Annotated in this window: 1 protein-coding gene and 2 pseudogenes; 1 reads left to right on the forward strand and 2 read right to left on the reverse strand. The window is 37.1% G+C overall.

The features are described from left to right. Positions 1–875, forward strand: a pseudogene (locus ACFIO5_RS09845) (tyrosine-type recombinase/integrase); the annotation flags it as partial. Between the two features lie 57 nt (positions 876–932). Here ACFIO5_RS09845 and ACFIO5_RS09850 read toward each other — a convergent pair. Both ACFIO5_RS09850 and ACFIO5_RS09855 read right to left on the reverse strand, forming a co-directional pair. Then, positions 933–1,232 carry a HigA family addiction module antitoxin gene (locus tag ACFIO5_RS09850; RefSeq protein ID WP_375618459.1) on the reverse strand — a complete coding sequence of 100 codons (300 nt, stop codon included), beginning with the start codon at positions 1,230–1,232 and terminating at the stop codon, positions 933–935. Positions 1,233–1,250: 18 nt separating this feature from the next. After that, positions 1,251–1,511: pseudogene (locus ACFIO5_RS09855) on the reverse strand (type II toxin-antitoxin system RelE/ParE family toxin); the annotation flags it as partial.

Genomic DNA, 1,511 nt, shown 5'->3' on the forward strand with positions numbered 1-1,511 from the left:
CAAAATGGCATCTCCAAGAAAATAAACAGACTTACAAAAGGCTCTTTCGATTGGTTATTGCATCAGTATTTACAAAGCATGCAATGGCATAATCAATTAGAATCTACTAAAAAAATTAAATATCGAATTCTGAATAATGTTTCTAAACATATCGGTGATCGTGCATATAAAAGCATAAACAAACAACACATTCTTGAAGCCGTAGATAGAAGGCGAGAGACCCCCGCGGCGGTAAAACATTTTTTGACCTCTTTAAACAGTCTCTTTAATTGGGCGGTTGATAATGATCTTTTGAATAGAAATCCTGCTTTTAATTAAAAGCACCAAAATCTTTAAACAGTGGGGGATTACTGCCATGGCTAGAAGAGGACATAGACAAATATTATCACCGTTGGTCACATGGTACACATGAACGCGTCTGGATTGATGTTCTTCTTTATACAGGCTTGCGTCGTGGTGATGCCGTTCGTATCGGCTGGAAAGATATCACAACAGATAATATTATTCATTTAAAAACAGAAAAGAGCCAATTTAAAACAGATGTTTTTCTTCCTATTTTATCAGAACTAGAGGAAACCCTTAAAATTGGTCCCATAGGTGATGAAACATTCATTTGTGGTAAAGGTGGAAATAAGCTTGTCAAAGAAAGTTTTGGCAACCTCTTTCATGAAGCATGTAATGCGGCGGGTATTAAAAAATCAGCGCACCGATTGCGAAAATTAGCAGCAAAACGTGCTGCCAATGCTGGTGCTACGGTTTCACAAATGAAAGCGCTTTTTGGCTGGACAGAAGATAAAATGGCATCCCTTTGTACCAGAACAGCCGATAGAAAACGACTTGCAATAGAAGCAATCAAAAAGCTACAAAAAAGTTAGAGCAATGGGCAGCAGCTAAAAAAACAAACCAAAGCACCATCAAAATTATTAACGAAATCAAAGCGGCGTTTGAGGTGTATCAGAAACAAGAAGAGAAATAGGTGGTTGTGCCTGTTGCTTTGTTTGCCATAAATTATAGTTTGTTTGCATATCCAACCAAAATTTTGCTTTACTAAAACCAGCTAATTCTAATTTAATAGCAAGCTCGGTACTTATAGAAGCATGTCCGTTAATCACTCTTGATAAAGAAGCTCTTGTCATATGGAGATGATCAGCTAATTTTTGTATTGTTATCCCCATTTCTTCTAAGAAAGCTACTTTCAGAACTTCACCCGGATGTGCGGGGTTATGCATCATTTTCTTTCATTCCTCTCATCAATGGTAATCTTGATAATCAACAAGCTCCACATCTGTTCCTATAAAGCGAAAAGTAACACGCCAATTTCCATTCATCCATATAGAATAGTACCCTGTAAGTTCACCTTTAAGAGGGTGTATTTTAAAGGCAGGCGCTCTCAACATTTCAGGCGTAGTAGCACTTGTTAAAGCCGTTAAGATAACGCGTAATTTTTTACGTGATCTGGTCAAATAGCTTTTGTGGAACCTGTTGTATAAAATAATTTTAAGCCCTTATGT

The sequence above is a fragment of the Bartonella sp. AA86SXKL genome (assembly GCF_042196885.1).